16 protein-coding genes are annotated in these 13,855 nt (G+C 68.1%); 8 read left to right on the forward strand and 8 right to left on the reverse strand.

Features of this window, described 5'->3' with window-relative positions; all coding sequences use genetic code 11:
- The first annotated feature begins 3 nt into the window (after positions 1-3).
- Together OHA25_RS02845 and OHA25_RS02850 are read left to right on the forward strand one after the other, a co-directional pair.
- A complete protein-coding gene (locus tag OHA25_RS02845) occupies positions 4-129 on the forward strand; it encodes a hypothetical protein (RefSeq protein ID WP_327586069.1) in 126 nt (41 codons plus the stop codon).
- A 109-nt stretch (positions 130-238) separates the two neighbouring features.
- Positions 239-679, forward strand: a complete 441-nt coding sequence (locus tag OHA25_RS02850) for a hypothetical protein (RefSeq protein ID WP_327586070.1) — start codon at positions 239-241, stop codon at positions 677-679.
- Positions 680-854: 175 nt separating this feature from the next.
- Here OHA25_RS02850 and OHA25_RS02855 read toward each other — a convergent pair whose 3' ends face one another.
- The 3 genes from OHA25_RS02855 to OHA25_RS02865 form a co-directional block, all read right to left on the reverse strand.
- Entirely contained in the window at positions 855-1,334 is a 480-nt protein-coding gene (locus OHA25_RS02855) for a hypothetical protein (protein WP_327586071.1), read from the reverse strand.
- 70 nt (positions 1,335-1,404) lie between these two features.
- The gene (locus OHA25_RS02860) at positions 1,405-2,721 is read right to left on the reverse strand and encodes a serine hydrolase domain-containing protein (protein ID WP_327586072.1); all 1,317 of its coding nucleotides are present in this window, start codon (positions 2,719-2,721) and stop codon (positions 1,405-1,407) included.
- Between the two features lie 76 nt (positions 2,722-2,797).
- Positions 2,798-3,205 carry a hypothetical protein gene (locus OHA25_RS02865; protein ID WP_327586073.1) on the reverse strand — a complete coding sequence of 136 codons (408 nt, stop codon included), beginning with the start codon at positions 3,203-3,205 and terminating at the stop codon, positions 2,798-2,800.
- Between the two features lie 225 nt (positions 3,206-3,430).
- On the opposite strand from OHA25_RS02865, the gene OHA25_RS02870 reads away from it, so the two are divergent.
- Positions 3,431-3,586 (forward strand): hypothetical protein, encoded by a 156-nt coding sequence (locus OHA25_RS02870; RefSeq protein ID WP_327586074.1) that lies wholly within the window; start codon positions 3,431-3,433, stop codon positions 3,584-3,586.
- Between the two features lie 83 nt (positions 3,587-3,669).
- Here OHA25_RS02870 and OHA25_RS02875 read toward each other — a convergent pair whose 3' ends face one another.
- Positions 3,670-4,098: a hypothetical protein gene (locus OHA25_RS02875; protein ID WP_327586075.1), complete on the reverse strand. Its 429-nt coding sequence runs from the start codon at positions 4,096-4,098 to the stop codon at positions 3,670-3,672.
- Between the two features lie 98 nt (positions 4,099-4,196).
- On the opposite strand from OHA25_RS02875, the gene OHA25_RS02880 reads away from it, so the two are divergent.
- The gene (locus OHA25_RS02880; protein WP_327586076.1) at positions 4,197-4,574 is read left to right on the forward strand and encodes a MerR family transcriptional regulator; all 378 of its coding nucleotides are present in this window, start codon (positions 4,197-4,199) and stop codon (positions 4,572-4,574) included.
- A gap of 42 nt (positions 4,575-4,616) precedes the next feature.
- Here the strand turns inward: OHA25_RS02880 and OHA25_RS02885 are convergent, their stop codons facing one another.
- Together OHA25_RS02885 and OHA25_RS02890 are read right to left on the reverse strand one after the other, a co-directional pair.
- Positions 4,617-5,321, reverse strand: a complete 705-nt coding sequence (locus tag OHA25_RS02885; protein ID WP_327586077.1) for a GNAT family N-acetyltransferase — start codon at positions 5,319-5,321, stop codon at positions 4,617-4,619.
- Positions 5,322-5,406: 85 nt separating this feature from the next.
- Positions 5,407-6,024, reverse strand: a complete 618-nt coding sequence (locus tag OHA25_RS02890; RefSeq protein ID WP_327590916.1) for an acyl-CoA-like ligand-binding transcription factor — start codon at positions 6,022-6,024, stop codon at positions 5,407-5,409.
- 164 nt (positions 6,025-6,188) lie between these two features.
- Between OHA25_RS02890 and OHA25_RS61070 the strand changes: the two genes are divergently transcribed.
- Both OHA25_RS61070 and OHA25_RS02900 read left to right on the forward strand, forming a co-directional pair.
- Positions 6,189-6,332, forward strand: a complete 144-nt coding sequence (locus OHA25_RS61070) for a hypothetical protein (protein ID WP_442942045.1) — start codon at positions 6,189-6,191, stop codon at positions 6,330-6,332.
- A 45-nt stretch (positions 6,333-6,377) separates the two neighbouring features.
- Positions 6,378-7,577, forward strand: a complete 1,200-nt coding sequence (locus OHA25_RS02900) for a cytochrome P450 (RefSeq protein ID WP_327586078.1) — start codon at positions 6,378-6,380, stop codon at positions 7,575-7,577.
- Positions 7,578-7,753: 176 nt separating this feature from the next.
- Here OHA25_RS02900 and OHA25_RS02905 read toward each other — a convergent pair whose 3' ends face one another.
- Positions 7,754-9,133 (reverse strand): glycoside hydrolase family 6 protein, encoded by a 1,380-nt coding sequence (locus OHA25_RS02905; RefSeq protein ID WP_327586079.1) that lies wholly within the window; start codon positions 9,131-9,133, stop codon positions 7,754-7,756.
- Positions 9,134-9,162: 29 nt separating this feature from the next.
- Positions 9,163-11,352 (reverse strand): glycoside hydrolase family 9 protein, encoded by a 2,190-nt coding sequence (locus tag OHA25_RS02910; RefSeq protein WP_327586080.1) that lies wholly within the window; start codon positions 11,350-11,352, stop codon positions 9,163-9,165.
- A 293-nt stretch (positions 11,353-11,645) separates the two neighbouring features.
- Between OHA25_RS02910 and OHA25_RS02915 the strand changes: the two genes are divergently transcribed.
- Both OHA25_RS02915 and OHA25_RS02920 read left to right on the forward strand, forming a co-directional pair.
- The gene (locus OHA25_RS02915) at positions 11,646-12,929 is read left to right on the forward strand and encodes an ABC transporter substrate-binding protein (protein WP_327586081.1); all 1,284 of its coding nucleotides are present in this window, start codon (positions 11,646-11,648) and stop codon (positions 12,927-12,929) included.
- Positions 12,916-13,854, forward strand: coding sequence for a carbohydrate ABC transporter permease (locus OHA25_RS02920; protein ID WP_327586082.1), 939 nt, complete (start codon positions 12,916-12,918; stop codon positions 13,852-13,854). Before OHA25_RS02915 ends, OHA25_RS02920 begins: the two co-directional genes overlap by 14 nt.
- Position 13,855: the final 1 nt, after the last annotated feature.

Consider the following 13,855-nt stretch of genomic DNA (forward strand, 5'->3'; position numbering starts at 1 on the left):
CCATTGTGCAGATGGTGCGAACTGCCTCGAGCGGAAGATGGCGAGATCGAGATCGACATCGACGTCGAACTCGCCCAACTCGGCCCGACCGGCTACCGCTCGCTGCGGGTCCGCGACACGCTGTTCTGATCCGCGCCTCGACCCGGACACGGTACTGATCATGGGCGGCCCCCAGGCGTGATGCCGCGCAGTCGCTCCAGCTGTATCTGTGGGCAGGCCCCGGCCGGTCGCCAGGCCGATGGACCGGAACACGGCGCTCGGCGATGCGGAGGGCGTCCGGTTCCCAGGCCGCGGCTGCGGCTACGCCCTTGGTCAAGGCGACGAGCCGGGTGTCTTCGAGGCCGAGCATCCGCTCCAGCAGCGCCACAGCGCGGCCGGGCAGCAGGGCCCGATCTCGGCCGGCGGCACCCCGGTGTTCGACCATCTGCACGGGCTGGCCGCTGCGGCGCTCCTCGGCCGGCTCGGTGAGCACGTCCCGGGCAAGGGTGAGTTCGGTGAGCCGGCGCTGGGACTGCTCGATGCGCTGCCGTACGAGCAGATCGACGGCGGCGGCTGGGGGCACCGCGGTCAGCGTGCCGTCGACCAGGCCGAGAGCGATGAGCTCGGCGTGCACGGCGTGGGCGTCCGGCATGTGCAGGTCGGCGGTCGCGCGGTCCATGTCGGCTCGCGGAGCAGATAGCGGTAGAGCTGCTCCTGTTCGGAGGCCCAAGGAACTCGCCCAGCCGATCGCCGCCGTAGCCGACGACTTCGAGCATCCGGTGGCCGACATCCGCCTGCCGGAGACCAGGCAGGGGTCGACGCCGGTGATCACGATGAGGATCTTCGCGTCCTGCACCGGCTCATGACCCATGCCATCAGTGGTGGTTGAGGACCTCGCGTAGTCGGGCGGCGTAGGCGCGGGGGTGGGTGGTGTTGCCGTTGTGGCCGGCGGGGAACGCGGTGACCTCGCTGCCGAGCAGGGTGGCCAGCGCTGTGGCGCATTTGCGGTCGAAGACGGTGCGCGGGGTGGTTGCGCCGGCGATCGGGACGATGCGGGTCGGCGTGTTCTTCAGGGCTGTCACGTCAAGGGGGTCGTTGATGATGGCGGTGAAGTCCTGCTCGATGAAGAACTCGAAGGTGCGCATCCGCTGAGGGGTCATCGGCTGCGGGGTGAGGCCGGGTTCGGCGTCGGGGTTGGCGGGGTCGATGCCGAGCACTCGGGCGATCGCGGTATAGGTCGCGGTCAGCCCGTCGAGGCGGTGGATCTGCTGAACTTCCCGAAGCTCGGCCTCGTGATGGGCGCGCTGGTCGGCGGGGAGCAGCCGCGGCGTGACGGGCTCGTGCGCGACCAGCACGCTGAGCTGTTCGGGGTGCCGCAGGGCACGCGCGCCGGTGGACCGGCCACGCCGAGGCCGGCTCGACCCGTCAGCCCGCGGTCTGCCCGTCGCAGAACACCTCCTTGACGAGCCTGCCCAGCAGCTTCTCGAATCCCGCTGCCGGGCCCCTTGTGGCCTCGTCCACCCAGGTCACCGAGCCGGTCACAGTCGTCCTGCCGTCGGGCGAGCTGTACATCAGCGCCCCGTAGCCGTGCGGGGGGCTGCCGTTGTGCTGGTAGACGGTGCCGCAGTTCGGGCCCAGGTCCTGCACGTACAGCCCGAAGCCGTAGTTGTACTTCCCGTACGGCTTGCGCATCTCGGCCAGCAGCGGGGCCGGCAGGAGCTTGCCGCCATTGAGGGCGGAGATGAACGTGTGGAGATCCTGGGTGGTCGAGATCAGGTCACCGGCGCCGGCCAGCAGGGAAACGTTCTGGCGGCTGATGTCGACCACCTTCTGCTGGCCGGCGGCGTCCTGGTAGCGATAATAGCCGTGGGCGTGCGGCCCAGGGAGCTGCGTCCGGTTGCCCGCCGGCATGGTGCCGTTCAGCCCGAGCGGCCGCAGGATCCGCCGCTGCATCTCCTCGGCGTAGGAGCGGCCGGTGAGCTTCTCGATCAGCAGCAGGGCCAGCGTGTAGTTGGTGTTGGAGTAGTTCTGGTCCGTGCCCGGCTCGAATCGCGGCGACTTGGACAACGCCAGCCGGATCAGCTCTTCTGGCTGGTAGCTGCGGAACCGGTTGTTCAGCCACTCGTCGCCTGCGGCGGGGATTCCCGGCACGACCGTCCCGTCGTCGTAGTACTCGCCGGTGTAGTTGAACAAGCCGCTGGTGTGCTGCAGCAGCATCCGCACCGTGATCCGCCGGTCCAGCCCGAACTCGGGCAGATAGCCGGCCACCGGGGTATCCAGCCCGATCTTGCCCTCGGCCACCAGCTGTAACACCAAAGTCGCGGTGAAGGTCTTGCTGATGCTGCCCGCCCAGAACCGCCCGTTCGTCGGCGGCTTGACGCTCTGGCCCAGCTTGCGCACCCCGGCGCTGCCGACCCACTCGCCCTGCTCATCGTGCACACGCACCTGCACCCCGGCGAAACCGGCATCGACGAACGCCTGCACGGCCTCCCGCAGCTCTGGACGATCCTGCCCGTCAGCGGCCTTCAGCACAGCCGCGTTGCTGTCGGCAGCGGCCTTCAGCACGGCCGCCCTGCTGTCGGCGGCGGCCACCGCGGGGGTGGCCGTCCCGGCCAGCAGCGCGGCCGCTAGCGCCGTAACCGCCGCTCGCCGGAAGACCTTGCCGCGGATGACGGGGCGCTGGTGCACGCCGTAGATACGCCGCCCGGTCGCCGTGATCACTGGTGGGGATTGGGTTTTCATTGTTCCTCGTTCGTCTCTAGTGGCGCTCACGCGCATAGCTCGTCGAGCAATTCGGGGTCAACAGGGATGGGGTCCCTCAAGCGGCGTCGAGGGCTCCGGTGATCTTGCCGATCATGTCGGCCAGAGTGGGACTGGGCTCACCCTGGTGGGTCCGGGCGGCTGCTTCGACAGCGACGAGGACGGTGTTGCGGAAGTTGTCGGCCTCTGCCGGAGCCTGCTTCTTGAGCAGGCTCATGGCTGCCGTCAGGGCCGGCAGCACATGGTCGGCGAGTTCGGCGACGGACTTGCCGTACAGGTTGATGTCCTTGGTCTTTGCGGCGAGCACGTGCCCGACCAGGCCGGTCGCAGAAGCCAGGGCGATGGAGCCGTGGGTGGCGATCTTGTGGGGCGAGCCGGCGGCTCCGGCGGCGGCCAGCAGCGTGACGGCGCCGTAGGCGGCGGTGCGCAGGGTGGTCTTGTCCTGGTCGGTAAGGGTGACGGACATAGTGGTGTGCTCCTTCAAATCTGTGACGAACCGATGGTGGAATGCGGTCCTGTTGGTGCCCGGCATATCGAGATTGCTCAGGTCGGCGGGCCTGAGTAGATCTCAACCAGCCTTGAGGCCGCCTTCGCTGAACCGTTCATGACATCCACCATCGCCGACCGCTCTGATACGGGGCCGTTGCCGACCTGACGCCGCCGCTGACACGACACCGCATGGTCGGCGGTGATGCCGGTGACGGTGGACGACACGACCAGGTCGGCCAGTCAGGAGTCAGCCCGTGATCGGGGGAACCAGCGAAGCACCCTGGACATCGGCCGGAACACGCGCGCGCACATGGCCTTCGACTACGGCGTCCACGAACTACCGGTCACCTGGGGATAGCCACGACAACACATCCCGGCGCGCAAGCCCTGCCACCGACCTTTGCGCGGGCAGCGGGGCTCGGTCCGCCGGTGTACCGGGGGTCAGCCGACCGTATAGCGGAGGGGGTCGGCCGGGTCGGCGATGAAGTGCAGGCCCTTGGTGGCCAGGCGCTTCTCCACCTCGTCGGGGCTTTGCAGGGCGGCGTCGGGCAGGTGGTAGTACTCCTCCAGGATGGCGCGGGCGGTGTCGTTGTCACTGACCGCGCAGTCCCAGATCACCGTCTCGCCCTCGACGGTGATGTCGAAGGCGAAGAACGCGCAGCAGGCTTGCTCCCGCGTGGCCAGATCCCGCACCCACGCCACCACGCCAGGCTCGGCGCGCAGGCGGAAGCGGATGCCCTGGCTGGTCTTCTCGCGGCTCACGAGATGCCGGCCGAACAGGTGCCGGTATTCGTCCAGGCGCTGCTGGGCGGTGTCGAGGGCAGTGGTCATGTCGCACACGATGGGCGTGGAAGCGGGTGGGATGTCCACGGCGAAGCCTCCTTCTCGGCGGGTTCAGGCACTCTTGCAGCGCCATCACTCAAACCGTAGAGTCTGGACTTAAGTCCAGAGTCAAGAGGTGAGGTGCCGTGAAAATCGGACAGGTCGCGCAGGAGGCCGGGGTCAGCGTGGACACGGTCCGCTTCTACGAGCGGCGCGGCATCCTCCCCGCCGCCGAGCGCCGACCCTCGGGATATCGCATCTTCACCGCCGCCGCGGTGGAACGCATCCAGATGGCCAAGACCCTGCAGGAACTGGGCTTCACCTTGGACGAGGTCGTCGACGCCCTGACCGCCCACGACCAGGGAGGCGCCACCTGCGACAGCGAGCGCTGGCGGCTGGAGGCAGTGGTGGACCGGATCGACGCCAAGATCGCCGAACTGACCAGAGCCCGCCACGCTGCCCTGGAAAGCCTTCAGGACTGCCAGGCCGGCCGGTGCCGGCTCATGTACGGTCGCACTCGTTAATGAGCGCTGCATGGCGCTCGACTGATCGGCGGCCTGAGGCCATCACGGAGTACGGAACCCGCGAAAGGTCACGTGTTTCCGTGCCTCGAAGCCGAGCCGCTCGTAGAGGGCGATCGCGCCGGTGTTCGCCTCAGCGACGTGCAGGAAGGGACGTTCGTTCCGAGCCGCGATGCGCTCGGCGAGCGCACTGACCAGGCGGGCGGCATGGCCTCTTCCACGTGCCTCGGGAGCGGTGCAGACAGCGCTGATCTCGGTCCATCCCGGAGGCCGTAGCCGTTCGCCGGCCATTGCCACCAAGGTGCCGTTGTCGCGTACGCCGAGATAGGTGCCGAGTTCGTGGGTGCGGGACCAGAACGGTCCTGGTTGGGTACGCGCAGCGAGCTCGAGCATCTCAGGCACGTCGTCGACGCCCAGTTCGACCACCCCCGCGTCTGGCTCGGCATCAACGTGACCGGGGTGGCCGCCGGCGGGACCGATCATTTGAAGGCCGTCGAGGGTGAAGATCGGCTCCCAGTCCGCAGGCGGAGTCGCCGGGCAGCTGAACAGATCGGCGAGCTTGCCGTGACCGAGCAAACGAGCGAGATCGGCCCACTCTGCCGCGTCCGGGTCGGTGGATACCGTGGAGAAGGTGGCGACTTCCGGAAGGTAACCGGCCGCCTGGCCGAGCCGGCGGGCCAGATGTGTGTGGTGGCCGCGGAGCGACTCACCGACCGGGTCGTCGAGTGAGACGGCGTCGCGGTTGACCATTGTGCTGGGCCTCTCGTGTCGTGCGCGCGTGGGAGTTGGCGGGTGCCGCCACCGCCTTCTGTCGGCAGGAGCTGGGGTTCGGGGGTCAGTTCGGGTCGGTGGCGAGGTCGAGTGCCGGGGTGATGGTGGTGAAAGCCTCATCGACCAGTTCGTCCATGTCCGCGGTGCCGCCGCCATCTGCCCAGCGACGCAGCGCGGCATTGAACGCGGTGAGTGCGACACCGGCGGCGAGCGTCGGCCGCAGGTCGGTGTTCGGGGCGAGGCCGGTGCGTTCGGCCAGGATCGTCGTCATCTCGTCCTGCCAGTGCGACTGCCGTTCCAGGAACCGGGCCAGCAGGGCCGGAGTGCCGAGGATCAGCCTGGCCACGTGCAGTGTCTTGTCCGGATGGTCGACCATCATGGCGGTGAACACCGACAGCGCGTGACGCAGTGCCGCCGCGGGTGACTCGTCGGCCGGCCGGGCGCGCAGTTGCGCGCACAACTGTGCGCCGGCTCCCGCGAGCATGTGGACGATGACGTCTTCCTTGGACTCGAAGTAGCGGGAGAACGTGCGGCGCGACATCCCCACGGCGGCCACGATCTGGTCGACCGTCGTCTCGTCGAATCCCTGATAGGCCAGCAACTTGACGGCGGCTTCGGTCAGCTCATCGCGCACGAGCCGGCGTTTGCGCTCGGCCATGTTGGCCGGGGCGGCCACGTTCATATCCACCACCGAATGCTATCTCGCGCTATTTCTGTCCTACAAGGAACGTGTTGACACATTGTGCCAACAATGGCAGCCTGGGGCAACATGGCAGCGAGCAACTGGACCGCGGCCGGCATCCCCGACCCTGACCGGCCGGACGGTCGTCGCCACCGGGGCCAACAGTGGTCTCGGTCTGGCCACCACCCGAGAACTCGCCGGGCGCGCACGTCGTGCCGGCGGTGCGCGACGAGGCCAAGGGGCGCAGGGCTGTCGCGACGATCAGCGATGACGACCGGCGTGCCTCTGCCACCGCCATGTCGGCCTAACGACAGGGTGGTCTCACACCAATCGGGGGGAAGGGTGGACAGACAATGACGGAAGCGCCGGAGTTGCCGCTGCAGATGCGGCGCAACGGGTTCGACCCGGTCGAGGAACTGGCCCGCGCACGCGACGGAGCGGGCGTGATGCAGGTGATGACGCCGTTCGGCGTGCCCGCGTATCTCGTTCTTCGCTACGAGGATGTTCGCGAGGTTCTGTCGGACTCGACCCGGTTCAGCAATGTCTTCACCGCGGTCGGCATACCCGGCGTGACGCAGATGAGCGAGGATGACCTGGCCGCGATGCGGGCCGGGAACCTGATCGGGCTCGACCCGCCGGAGCACACGCGGTTGCGCCGGATGCTCACCCCAGAGTTCACGGTGCGTCGGATGCGCCGGCTGGAGCCACGGATCACCGAGATCGTGGACGCGGCGCTGGACGACATGGAACGAGCCGGCAAGCCGGCCGATCTGGTAGCGAACTTCGCGCTGCCTGTGCCGTCCCTGGTGATCAGCGAGTTGCTGGGAGTGCCCTACGCCGACCGCGCCGAGTTCCAGGACCGCTCCGCTCGCCTGCTGGACATCTCCTTGCCGGAAGAGCAGCGGATCGCGGCACGACAGCAGGACCGCGAATACATGGCGAGCCTCGTCGCCCGCGCGCAGGCCGACCCCGGCGAGGACATGCTGGGCATGCTGGTCCGGGAGCACGGCGACGACCTGAACACCAATGAGCTGATCGGAATCGCCGGCCTCCTGCTGCTGGCCGGACACGAGACGACCTCGAACATGCTCGGCCTGGGCACCCTGGCCCTGCTACGGCACCCGGACCAGCTCGCCCTGCTCCGCGACGACCCCGCCCGGGTCGAGCCGGCCGTAGAGGAAATGCTGCGCTGGCTGTCCATCGTGCAGTCGATGCCGCCGCGCACCACCACCACGGAGGTCGAACTGGCCGGGCACACCATCCCCGCAGGGTCGCTCGTGCTCCCGTCGCTACCCGCCGCCAACCGCGACAGCGCCTTCATCGACAAACCCGACACCCTCGACATCACCCGGGGAGCTCCCGGCCACCTCGCCTTCGGCCATGGCGTGCACCACTGCCTCGGGGCACCGCTGGCCCGGATGGAGATGCGCATCGCGTTCCCGGCGCTACTCCAACGCTTCCCCAAGCTCGCGCTGGCGGACCCGGACGACCAGGTCGAGTTCCGCGTCTTCAGTCTCGTGTTCGGACTGAAGTCGTTGCACGTGACCTGGTGACACGCTCCGCCGGGCTCGACGAGGCGCACGAAAGCCCGCGGCCAGGCGTCGGCGGGTGGGCCGGGGAACCCATGGTGAACAAGCACGTGAAAGTGCCCCGGCCCACCCCAGAGCGGCGGGTCTGCCGATGCAGCATGTAATGCTCTGACTCGTCGTTTCTGGACTATGCGGCTTGGTCAGATTCCGTCGATCAGTCGTATGGCGAGGTCCGGGCTGAACGTTCCGGCGGGCACGTTCGGCGCGATGCCGCAGTTGCCGTCCGAGTCGCCGGGGACCTTGACCCAGAGCAGCATCTCGGCGCCGCCGCCGACCTGCGTCGTGGCGCCGAGCTTGCGGCCCGGCGGATTGCACCATTCACCGTTGGAGCCGTTGCCATTGCGGCTGGTGTCGATCACGAACTTGGCGGTGCCGCCGAGCGCCGAATTGATCGCGTTGCCGTACGTGGCCGACTGGCTGGTGGTGTAGTAGTTGGAGACGTTGACGGAGAAGCCGCGCACGTTGGCGACGCCCACGCTCTGCAGCCGGGAGGCCATGGTCGCCGGTGCGGTCCAGCCGGCGTTGCCGGCGTCGAGGTAGGCCCAGGTGTTGGCGGCCTTGCTTCGGAACTGCTCGGTGGCGTAGGTCAGCATGCGGATGCGTTCTTGCCGGGCCGTCTCGCTCATGCAGTCGAAGTCACCAAGCGAGTCGGGCTCGATGACGACGACCGCGGGCCGGTTGCCGATCCCGGAGGCGAACGCGGAGATCCACGTCTTGTAGGCCGCTTCGGTGCCGGCGCCGCCGCCGGAGTGGCCGCCGCACGCGTCGCGGCCGGGGATGTTGTACGCGACCAGGATCGGCAGTTTGTCGGCGCTGTCCGCGGCGCCGACGAAGCTGGAGACGGCGGCGGTGATGTCGCCGCTCCAGTTGCCGAACCACCGGGCCATCGGCTTGGAGGCGATCGAGGACTGGATCCGGGCAGCCCGGGAATCGCCGGAGTTGTTCCTCACCCAGACCGCGGGGTTGGAGTTGGGGTCGACGTAGAAGCCGCTCGTCATGGAGATCGGCCCGGTCGCCGTATCGGTGAGGGAGACGTTGTCGAGGTAGACGGTGTGGGCGACGTTCTTACCGAGCTGGAACGACACCTGTCCGGCCGCCGTGCTCAGGCTGGAGGTGAAGGGGAAGCTGAAGCGCTTGCTCGTCGTGGTGAGCGCGATCGTCTTCGTGAGGGTGTTGGTGTACGGGCTGTTGGCCAGTTGCACGGTGGTGACCGCCGTGACCGAGGTGGAGGCGGAGGCGTCGAAGGACAGCGTGTAGGTCTTGCCGCTGGTCAGGGCGATGTTGTTCTGGGCCACCATGGCGTCCCACGGATTGGCCGTGCCACCGGCCACGTTGACGCGCAGCCGCCCGGTGTCCACCGCCATGGAGGTGTTGGACGAGTTCCACCATGGCGCGGTGCCGGTGGTGAAGGTGCCGTTGACCACCAGCTCGGTCGCGGCGGCGGCGGGTGTGGCGACGGTCACCGACAGCGCGGTCACCGTTGCGGCGGTGATCGCTGCCAAGCGGGTTAAGACTCGCATGTACTGCTTCCTTTCCTAGGGGATCCCTGTCACAGGGAGTCGGCGAAGGCGGCGATCCAGGCAAGGGAGGAGTTCCAGTTGATCGCCACCTCGTTGGTGGACCAGGAGCCGATGTCGTCGATGTAGCACTTGGCCGGCGTACACCCCGCGAGGTTGCGCTGGGCGACCGGGTCCTGGAGACCGGAATTGGGACCCCCGGCGAGGGAACCGGGGGCGGGGGTGGGAAGGCTCGGGTCGATCTGGTGGGCCCAGAATCGGTGGTGCTGATTGTGGCTGGCCCGCTCGCCGTACCCGGTGACGTAGGACTGGTTGAGCGCGTTGCGCCCGAGCAAGTAGTCCATCGACTCCAGGACCGCTTCGCGGTAGCGGCGGTCGCGGGTGAGGTCGTAGGCCGTCGCCATGATCACTGCGCTGTTGGTGGTGGCGCTGGTCGAGCCCCAGACGTACTTGCCGTCGGTCGGCAGATACGGGTTGGCGTAACCCTGGGCGTTCATGTCGCGTACGTAGCCGTCGGCGACGGACAGCACTCGCTTGCGCGCGGCGGTGAACGTGGCAGCCGGGAAGCGGCCGGGCAGCCGGACAACGGTCAGGTCGGCCAGTGCGCCGGTCGACTGCCAGGAGAACCCGTCCGCGGTCAGCTTCGTGGTGACGAAGGGCAGGTAGGAGTGCTTGCCGGTGGTCGCGTACAGCTCGGCGGCGGCCCAGGAGAACTCGTCGGAGACGTCGGTGTCGTCGTAAGCGCCCCCGCCCTCGCCGCCGGGTGGTGCATAGAGGTCGGGATGCGCACGGGCCGCCTGCCAAGCGGTCTCGGCGGCCTCAAGGCAACGCCGGGCGAACGCGCGGTCCCATGCCTTCCAGATCCGGGCACACTGGGCGCCGGCGGCGGCCAGGTTGAGCGTCGCGGCGGTGGAGGGCGGGTGGAGGTAGCGCGGCTGAGCGTCCAGATGGGGGATCGTCGGGTGCCCGGTCCACGCGGCGTCGTGCATCTTGTGGTGGACCAGGCCGCTGCCGGGCACCTGCATGCGGAGCAGGAACTCCAGCTCCCAGCGGGCCTCGTCGAGCACGTCCGGGACGCCGTTGCCGGCCTCGGGGATCCGCAGCAGGCCGTCGCGCGTCCCTTCCCGGTCGTCCTGCCTGTGCGAGCGCTCGTAGAGGTCCATGAGCTGCCAGGCGGCGAGGGCGCCGTTCACGACGTACTTGCCGTGGTCGCCCGCGTCGTACCAGCCTCCGCGCACGTCCAGCGTGTGGTCGCAGGTGCCGGGCAGGCACGGGACGCGGGTGTCGCCCTGGTTGGGCGCGACGCCGAGGTGCCCGGCCGGCCTGGCGTAGGCGTCGCCGACGTATGCGGCCTCGATCGGGATGCCGCTGCGGTTGTGGTAGAAGTACGCCAGCGCGTCCCTGCGCAGCCCGTCGTACAGGTCGTCGCCGATGTCGAACGGCAGGCTGACCTGGTCGCCGACCGCGAGCGTGTAACCGGTGCCCGCCTTGCGGACGGACGAGAAGTCGGCCACGTGGACATGGTCGCCGGACATCGCGTCGGCGCCGTGGACCCGGGTGCGGCCCTGAGCCACGGCGGCGCCGCTCGTGTCGAGCAGGCGCCAGTCCAGCGGCTCCGTCACGGGGTTGACGATCGTGGCGCGCTTGGGCCCTGAGGTCGCGTAGCCGTGCTGGTTGACCCGCACCGGCGAGCCGAGGTCCCGGTCTCCGCCGGGTGGGAGCACGCCGCCGACCAGGGAGATTTCGTCCAGGCAGAGCGTGTACGGCTCCGTGGCGCCGCCCATCTGGAAGGTCACCTGTCCGTGCGGGTCCGAGACGTTCGACGTCGCGGTGTACTCGAACGTGCGCGGCGTGGTTGTCAGCTCGGGCCGCTGGTCCAGAGGGGTCGTGTACGGCGGGCCGGCGAGCTGGACGGTGGTGCGGATGGTGACGTCTCTGCTGGCGGAGGCGGTGAAGCGGAGGGTATACGGCTGGCCGTCCTCCAACGGGACGTCGTTCTGACCGATCATGGAGTCCCACGGGTTCGTGGTCCCCGCGGGGACGTCGGCACACAAGCGGCCCGATTCGACGCGTGACGGGGTGTTCTGGCTGCTCCACCAAGGGTCTTTGCCGCTGTCGAAGCCGCCGTTCAGGAGACGTTCGTAGGAGTCGGCGTGCGCGGGGGTCGCGAGGCCGGCGAGGAGGAGGACACAGGCTGCGGACAGCCTGAGTGTGGCGGACATACCGGGACCTTTCAGGTCGCTGGACAGATCGTCCCCGGCACACCGCGGCGTCGTGCCGGATCTTCCGCCAGAGCACCGCGCGCTGTCAACTGTTTCGCGGAGATTGATCCTTGTTCTCTTCGCCCCCTTCTCAGCTGTGCGACAATCCCTTAACATCGGCTGGGAGCGCTCCCAATAGTGCACGGAATTTGCACAAGAACACCGGCATCCTCCGCGGCGTCAACGCAGGTAGTCGAGTGTATCAAGCGGCTCCGCCCCCACTGGAACCGCTCCCGGAAGCAGGGAGATATGACATGACGACAAGGCTGGCGCGGCCGCTGCTCGCCGCCACCCTCACCGGCCTGCTCGCGGCGTGCGGCGCCGGCGCACAGACGCCGGACACCGCGACGCCGGGAAAGATCACCCTGGTGGTCAAGACCTTCAGCGAGTTCGGCTACGAGGAGCTCTACAAGCAGTACGAGGCCGCTCATCCTGGAATAACGATCAAGCAGGAGAGCATCGCCCAGCTCGGCGACTACCTGCCCAAGCTGCAGCAGTGGATGGCCTCCGGCAGCGGAGCCGGAGACGTGGTCGCGCTGGAGGAGGGCATCCTCATCCAGTTCATGGCCAAGCCCGAGCAGTTCGTGAACCTCCTCGACCACGGAGCCGGGTCGCTGAAGGCCGATTTCCTGGAATGGAAGTGGAAGCAGGCGCTCACGAACGACGGCTCCAAACTCGTCGGGCTCGGCACCGACGTCGGCGCGCAAGGCATGTGCTACCGGACAGACCTGTTCGCCAAGGCCGGGCTGCCCACCGATCGCGAGAAGGTCGGCGAGCTCTGGCCGACCTGGGACGCTTACCTTGCCACTGGGCAGAAGTTCACTCAGGCCAAGACCGGAGCGCACTTCTTCGACTCGGCCGGCGGCATCTATCAGAACATCCTGATGCAGCAGGGCGACCACACCTACTACGACACCTCCAACAACCTGGTGATCGACACCAATCCCGGGGTGAAGGCGGCCTGGGACCAGGCGGTCAAGATGATCCAGGGTGGGCTGTCGGCGAATCTCGCGCAGTGGAGCCCGCAGTGGAACGCCGGGTTCAAGAAGGGCACCTTCGCCACCATCCCCTGCCCGTCCTGGATGCTCGGCGTCATTGAAGAGCAGGCGGGGCCGGAGAACGCCGGCAAGTGGGACGTGGCGCGCGTGCCGGGTGACGGAGCCGTTCGCGGCGGCTCGTTCCTGGCGGTGCCGACGCAGAGCAAGCACCAGAAGGAAGCGGCCGAGCTGATCAAATTCCTCACCAGCCCGAAGGGGCAGATCGCGGCGTTCAAGGCCAAGAGCAATTTCCCCTCATCGCCGCAGGCCATCGATGACCCGGCGGTGCAGGGCTTCGTCAATGACTACTTCAACAACGCTCCTGTCGGGAAGATCTTCGGAGCGAGCGCGAAGGCGCTCAAGCCGGTCTACCTGGGGCCGAACAACAACCCGGTCGGCGACCGGGTCGGCAACGCGCTGATGGCCGTCGAGCAGGGCAAGCTCCAGCCGGATGAGGCGTGGGCCAAGGCTGTCGAGGACGCCAAGCGTGCTGCTAAGTAACAAGGCGCGATCCGCTACGCACGCGAGGTCGCGGGCGGGGCTGCTGTCCCGCCTCGACCTGGTGGGCTCGCCGTACCTTTTCGTGGCGCCGTTCTTCGTGATCTTCGGGGTCTTCGGGCTCTTCCCGTTGCTGTACACCGCGTGGGTCTCGCTGCACGACTGGGACCTGGCAGGGGATGCGGGGTTCGTCGGGCTGGCGAACTACGCGGATCTGTTCGCCGACCCCGACTTCTGGAACGCGGTCGTCAACACCCTCGGCATGTTCGTGCTGGCCACGGTGCCGCAGCTGCTCCTGGCACTGGTCGTGGCCAGCCTGCTCAACCAGCGGCTGCGTGCGCTGACGTTCTTCCGGATGGGGGTGCTCGCGCCGATCGTCACCTCGGTGGCGGCGGTGGGCATCGTGTTCAGCCAGATCTTCGACCGCGACGCCGGCATGGCCAACGGCCTGCTCGCCCTGCTGGGCGTGGACCCGGTGGACTGGCGGGCGGACAAGTGGTCGTCCTGGCTGGCGATCTCGGTCATGGTCGACTGGCGCTGGACCGGTTACAACGCGCTGATCTTCCTGGCCGCGATGCAGTCGGTGCCCCGCGACGTGTACGAGGCGGCGGCCATCGACGGCGCCTCCAAGATCAGGCAGTTCTGGGGCATCACGGTTCCACTGATCCGGCCGGCGATCCTGTTCACGGTGATCATCTCGACCATCGGCGGCATGCAGCTGTTCACCGAGCCACTCATCTTCGGCCAGGGCGGCTACGCCATCTCCGGCGGCAGTCTGCGGCAGTTCCAGACCGTGGCCATGTACATGTTCGAGAAGGCCTTCAGGGACTTCGACTACGGCTATGGCTCGGCGGTCGCCTGGATGATCTTCCTGCTCATCGTGGTCTTCGCTCTGGTCAACTTCCTGGTCACGCGGAGAGCGAGATAGC

This window comes from Nonomuraea sp. NBC_00507, from assembly GCF_036013525.1.
In the GTDB taxonomy this organism is placed as follows: Bacteria; Actinomycetota; Actinomycetes; order Streptosporangiales; family Streptosporangiaceae; genus Nonomuraea.

Coding starts and splice junctions, on each gene's coding strand:
- OHA25_RS02850 (WP_327586070.1), top strand. CDS start 239: ATGGACCGGAACACGGCGCTCGGCGATGCGGAGGGCGTCCGGTTCCCA.
- OHA25_RS02860 (WP_327586072.1), bottom strand. CDS start 2,721: ATGAAAACCCAATCCCCACCAGTGATCACGGCGACCGGGCGGCGTATC.
- OHA25_RS02865 (WP_327586073.1), bottom strand. CDS start 3,205: ATGTCCGTCACCCTTACCGACCAGGACAAGACCACCCTGCGCACCGCC.
- OHA25_RS02870 (WP_327586074.1), top strand. CDS start 3,431: ATGCCGGTGACGGTGGACGACACGACCAGGTCGGCCAGTCAGGAGTCA.
- OHA25_RS02885 (WP_327586077.1), bottom strand. CDS start 5,321: ATGGTCAACCGCGACGCCGTCTCACTCGACGACCCGGTCGGTGAGTCG.
- OHA25_RS02890 (WP_327590916.1), bottom strand. CDS start 6,024: ATGAACGTGGCCGCCCCGGCCAACATGGCCGAGCGCAAACGCCGGCTC.
- OHA25_RS02900 (WP_327586078.1), top strand. CDS start 6,378: ATGACGGAAGCGCCGGAGTTGCCGCTGCAGATGCGGCGCAACGGGTTC.
- OHA25_RS02905 (WP_327586079.1), bottom strand. CDS start 9,133: ATGCGAGTCTTAACCCGCTTGGCAGCGATCACCGCCGCAACGGTGACC.
- OHA25_RS02910 (WP_327586080.1), bottom strand. CDS start 11,352: ATGTCCGCCACACTCAGGCTGTCCGCAGCCTGTGTCCTCCTCCTCGCC.
- OHA25_RS02915 (WP_327586081.1), top strand. CDS start 11,646: ATGACGACAAGGCTGGCGCGGCCGCTGCTCGCCGCCACCCTCACCGGC.